The sequence below is a fragment of the Rhodococcus sp. P3_B8 genome, from assembly GCF_056402775.1.
On sequence record NZ_JBFUGT010000412.1, the window covers coordinates 1 to 4,890 of the forward strand.

A 4,890-nucleotide genomic window follows, 5' to 3' on the forward strand; every position below is an offset into this window, starting at 1 on the left:
GCAGATTGAGTGTGCGGCCGAAGGCCTCGACGCCGCCGGTCTCGACCTGCTCGCGGGTCACGATCTCCCCGGCGCGGATCCACTCCGACATCGCCTCCATGCCCTCGGGGAACCGGTCGAGGTAGTCGAACACGATGAACCCGGTCATCGACGCCCGGTTGACCAGCAGCGACAGGTATCGGGACGGGCCGGGCTGCGGGTCGGTGGCGTTGTATCCGGAGATCGCACCGCACAGCGCGACCCGGGCGTTCTTGCGGAGCCGGGCCAGTGCGGCGTCGAGGATCTCGCCGCCGACGTTGTCGAAATAGATGTCGATTCCGTCCGGGGCCGCGGCGCGCAGCGCCTTCCCGACCGATTCGGATTTGTAGTCGATCGCCGCGTCGAAACCCAGATCCTCGGTCAGCCACGCACACTTCTCCGGGCCGCCGGCGATGCCGATCACGGTGGCGCCCTTCAGCTTGGCGATCTGCCCGGCGATACTCCCGACCGCTCCGGCCGCCCCCGAGATGAGCACGGTGTCGCCCTTCTCCAGCTTGCCGACATCGGTGAGGCCGAAATAGGCGGTCATGCCGGGGAAACCGAGCGCGCCCAGCCACGTCGGTGCCGGGGCGAGCGACTCGTCGACGGCGAGAGCGCCGCGGCCGTCGGAGAGCGCGAACTCCTGCACACCGAACTGCCCGGAGACGAGCTGTCCCTCCGGGAACTTCGCGTTCTTCGACGCCACCACCCGGCCGACGGCGTGGGTGCGCATCACCTCACCGATCGCCACCGGCGGCACGTACGACTTCACGTCGTCCAGCCACCCGCGCATCGCGGGGTCGAGCGACACGTAGTCCACCTTCACGGTGAATTCGCCGTCCGCGGGTTCGGGAATCGGTTCCGATGTGATCTCCCAGGTGGAGTCGTCGGGACGGCCGACCGGGCGCTTCGCCAGTCGGACCTGCCTGTTCACGGATGTCACGGTGTTCACCTTTCGGGTACTTCTGCGGTCAGTGCGTCGTTCTTCAGTGCGGTCCGGTCGATCGACCGCTTGAGGATCTTTCCGGTCGACCCCTTCGGGAGGGAATCGACGATCGCGACGATCCGGGGAATCTTGTATGCGGACAGTCGCTCTCGCGCCCAGCTGGTCAGTTCGCCGCCGTCCAGGCCGGAACCGGGGACGGTGGCCACGACCGCGGCCACCTCCTCGCCGTAGTGATCGTCGGGAACACCCACGACGGCGGCCTCGAGGATGTCGGGGTGTGTGTACAGCACCTCCTCGACTTCGCTCGGGTACACGTTGTAGCCGCCGCGGATGATGAGGTCCTTCACCCGGTCGACGATGCGCAGATCCCCGTCCGCATCGATCTCGCCCAGATCCCCCGTGCGCAGCCAGCCGTCCGAGTCCAGGACGGCCGCCGTGTCGGACGGCCGGTTCCAGTAGCCCTTCATCACGGTCGCCCCCTTCACGAACACCTCGCCGACGGTGCCGGGAGGGCAGGCGGTGTCGTCGTGGTCCCGCACCGCGACCTCCAGCCGGGGCACCGCGCGTCCGGTGTAGCCGATCTTTCCGCCGCGGTCGATGTCGTTGAACGTGCCGAACGCGGTGGTCTCGGTGAGCCCGTATCCCTCGAGGATCGTGCACCCGAAGCGGGACTCGAATTCGCGGGCCACTTCACCCGGCAGCGACGCGCCCCCGGAGATGGCGATGCGGAGTTGCGTGAAGTCCTGCGAGTCGGCGCCGTCCGCGGCGTGGAGCATCGCGTTCCACATCGTCGGCACCCCGGCCATGATCGTGAGCCGGTCGCGTCGCAGGAGGGCGAGCATCGCGGCCGGGTCGAACCGCGCCAGCAGCGACAACGACCCGCCGCCCGTGAACGTCGCTAGCATGACCGAGGCCTGGCCGAAGACGTGGAACAGGGGAAGCCCGGTGCCCGTCCGGTCGTCGCCGGAACCGCGACTGCATTCGGCGCCGATCTCACCGCCGGACAACAGGTTCCCGACCGTCAACTCCGCGCCCTTCGGCCGCCCGGTGGTGCCCGACGTGTAGAGGATGGCGGCGGTGTCGTCGCGGCTCCGCTCGACGACGGGAACCGGCTCGACGCCCGGTGTGGCGGCGTCGGGTGCGAGCGTCCAGGCGGGGATGTCCAACGCCGACGCGGCGTCGCCGATCGCGGGCCCGAGTTCGTGCCACACGATGGCGAGCGCGGCGCCGGCGTCGGCGAGGACGTACTCGGTCTCGGGCCGGGTGGACATCGTGTTCACCGGGACCACGACGCACCCCGCCGCCTGAATTCCCAGATACGCCACCACGAATTCGGGCACGGAGGGTGCGGCCAGGAGGACTCTGCTGCCGGGGGACAGGCCCGCTCGGGTGAGTGCGCCCGCATACCGGGTGCTCGCGTCGCGCAACTGTCCGTAGGTCAGGGTGCTGTCCGCGCCCCGTAGTGCGATGTTGCCGGGAGTGGCGTCCGCGTGGCGGGACACCGGATCGATCACATTTGCCATGTCGTCAACCTCCGACGCGGTAGCAGGATTATCCGGCCTCGACGACGCGGGCGACGGACTCGGACACGACCACCGGCTTGTCGGAGCCCTCGCGCTCGACGACCTGGCTCATCGTCACCTGGATGCCGCCCCCGACCTGTTCCGCGGACTGCACGGTGGCGCGCATCCGGATGCGTGAACCCACCGGCACCGGCGCGGGGAAACGGACCTTGTTGTAGCCGTAGTTCAGGCTGTGGGCGAAACCGTCGAACCGCAGCAGGGTCGCCGACAGTGCCGGTCCGAGGGACAGGCTGTACAACCCGTGCGCGATGGTGCTGCCGAGCGGGCTGGCGGCGGCGCGCTCGGGATCGATGTGAATCCACTGGTGGTCGCCGGTCGCGTCGGCGAAGGCGTTGACGCGTTCCTGGGTGACGTCGTGCCAGTCGGTGGGGCCCAGCTCCTTGCCGATCAGCGCCGTGAGCTCGTCGAAGCTCGCGGGTCGAACGGGCAGTGCGGTGGTGTCGGTCATCTGTCTCCCTCAATTCCGGGTGGTGCAGGGCCTGGATGTGTCACGTTGGCTGCATCGAACTTCGAGGTGTTCGTCGAACTCCGACACTTGAACTTGACGACGGATTCAACTATACAAAAGAGAGACGCCAGTCACAACGCACGGCGAAGGAGAGGACACCTCGTGAAGGTTGCACAGAAGGTCGCCATCGTGACCGGCGGTGGAGGCGGTATCGGCGGGGCGATCGCAGACCGTCTCGCCGACCAGGGTGCCAAGGTGCTGGTCGCCGATCTCGATCCGAACGCCGCCGCCGCGGTTGCGGACGGAATCAACGCACGCCACCCCGGATCGGCCGTCGCCGAGGGTGCCGACGTCGCGGACGCCGATCAGATCCGGCGCATCATCGAGCGCGCCGAGACCGAGTTCGGCCCGGTCGATCTCTACTTCGCCAACGCCGGCATCGCGGGAGCACCCGGCCTCGACGCCGACGACGCCGGCTGGGATCTCGCGATCGACGTCAACGTCCGCGCCCACATCCGCGCCGCCCGGCAACTCGTGCCGAAGTGGATCGAGCGGGGCGAGGGGTACTTCGTGTCGACCGCGTCCGCGGCCGGTCTCCTCACTCAGATCGGCTCGGCCACCTACGCGGTCACCAAGCATGCGGCCGTCGCGTTCTCCGAATKGCTGTCGGTCACCTACGGGGACAACGGAGTCCGGGTCAGCTGCCTCTGTCCGATGGGAGTCGAGACGAAGTTGATGCGCTCGGGTGAGAACTCGGGTGATCCACTCGGCGTCGCGGCCACCCGGGCCGTCGTCTCGGCAGGCGACGTGCTGCAACCGGAGCAGGTCGCCGAGATCGTGCTCGACGCCGTGGACCGGGAGACGTTCCTGATCCTGCCCCACGAGAGCGTCCTCACCATGTACCGGCAGAAGGGGTCCGACTACGACCGCTGGCTGCGCGGGATGCGCCGCTACCAGAGTTCGCTGCTGGAGCACGCATGACACCCGAGCACGCAGACCTGGTCCTCGCCGAGCGGCGTGGACCGGTCCTGGTGCTCACGTTCAACCGGCCGGACAAGCTGAACGCCTGGACCGACGACCTCGAGGACCGCTACTTCACGCTGCTGAGCGACGCCGAGGACGACCCCGGCGTACGCGCGATCGTCGTGACCGGCGCCGGGCGCGGGTTCTGCGCAGGCGCCGACCTCGGACGCCTGCAGGCCGTCGGTGACGTCTCCGAAGAAGACCTCCTCCGGCCGCGCCCCCGCGACCTTCCCGCGACACTGCGCAAGCCGCTGATCGGGGCGATCAACGGGGTCGCCGCCGGTCTCGGAATGGTGGAAGCCCTCTACTGCGACGTCCGGTTCGCCTCGGCGTCCGCCCGGTTCACGACCGCCTTCGCCAAGCGGGGACTGATCGCCGAATACGGCATCTCCTGGCTGCTGCCCCGGCTCGTGGGACGCAGCCGCGCCACCGACCTGCTCCTGTCGAGCCGCATGGTGGACGCCGAGGAGGCACTGCGCATCGGACTCGTCGACCACCTCGTGCCGGACGGGGCGGTCGTCGACGCCGCGGTCGCCTATGCCGAGGGGCTGTCGACGCACTGCTCCCCGACGTCGATGGCCGTCATCAAGGACCAATTACAGAACGATGCGGACGGCACCTACGCCGAGTCCGTGGCCCGCGCGGAAGGCCTGATGTTGCAGGCGTTCCGCGGGGCCGATCTCGTCGAGGGCGTACAGAGTCACCTCGACAAGCGCACACCCACGTTTCCCTCACTACCCGTCAGGAGTTCCCATGTCCCTGTTTGACATCTCGGATCGCGCCCAGCAGTTGCAGACCGATCTGCTGGAGTTCATGGATTCGCATGTGTATCCGGCGGAGGCGGTGTACGAGGAGCAGATGCGGGAGTCGGG

General features: G+C 68.6%; 5 protein-coding genes. 2 read left to right on the plus strand and 3 right to left on the minus strand.

What is annotated here, in order from left to right:
• The 3 genes from AC1D1G_RS41740 to AC1D1G_RS41750 all read right to left on the minus strand — a co-directional run.
• The coding region (locus tag AC1D1G_RS41740; RefSeq protein WP_477956554.1) for an NADP-dependent oxidoreductase at window positions 1-961 on the minus strand (961 nt) is incomplete at its 3' end.
• A 5-nt stretch (window positions 962-966) separates the two neighbouring features.
• Window positions 967-2,487, minus strand: a complete 1,521-nt coding sequence (locus tag AC1D1G_RS41745; RefSeq protein ID WP_477956555.1) for an AMP-binding protein — start codon at window positions 2,485-2,487, stop codon at window positions 967-969.
• 28 nt (window positions 2,488-2,515) lie between these two features.
• Complete coding sequence (locus AC1D1G_RS41750) at window positions 2,516-2,995, minus strand: MaoC family dehydratase (protein ID WP_009474197.1); 480 nt, start codon at window positions 2,993-2,995, stop codon at window positions 2,516-2,518.
• A 162-nt stretch (window positions 2,996-3,157) separates the two neighbouring features.
• On the opposite strand from AC1D1G_RS41750, the gene AC1D1G_RS41755 reads away from it, so the two are divergent.
• Both AC1D1G_RS41755 and AC1D1G_RS41760 read left to right on the plus strand, forming a co-directional pair.
• Entirely contained in the window at window positions 3,158-3,976 is an 819-nt protein-coding gene (locus tag AC1D1G_RS41755) for an SDR family oxidoreductase (RefSeq protein ID WP_477956556.1), read from the plus strand.
• On the plus strand, window positions 3,973-4,785 hold the full coding sequence (locus AC1D1G_RS41760; protein ID WP_280783625.1) for an enoyl-CoA hydratase-related protein: 813 nt from the start codon (window positions 3,973-3,975) through the stop codon (window positions 4,783-4,785). Before AC1D1G_RS41755 ends, AC1D1G_RS41760 begins: the two co-directional genes overlap by 4 nt.
• Window positions 4,786-4,890 lie beyond the last annotated feature (105 nt).

Coding starts and splice junctions, on each gene's coding strand:
- AC1D1G_RS41760 (WP_280783625.1), top strand. CDS start 3,973: ATGACACCCGAGCACGCAGACCTGGTCCTCGCCGAGCGGCGTGGACCG.
- AC1D1G_RS41745 (WP_477956555.1), bottom strand. CDS start 2,487: ATGGCAAATGTGATCGATCCGGTGTCCCGCCACGCGGACGCCACTCCC.
- AC1D1G_RS41750 (WP_009474197.1), bottom strand. CDS start 2,995: ATGACCGACACCACCGCACTGCCCGTTCGACCCGCGAGCTTCGACGAG.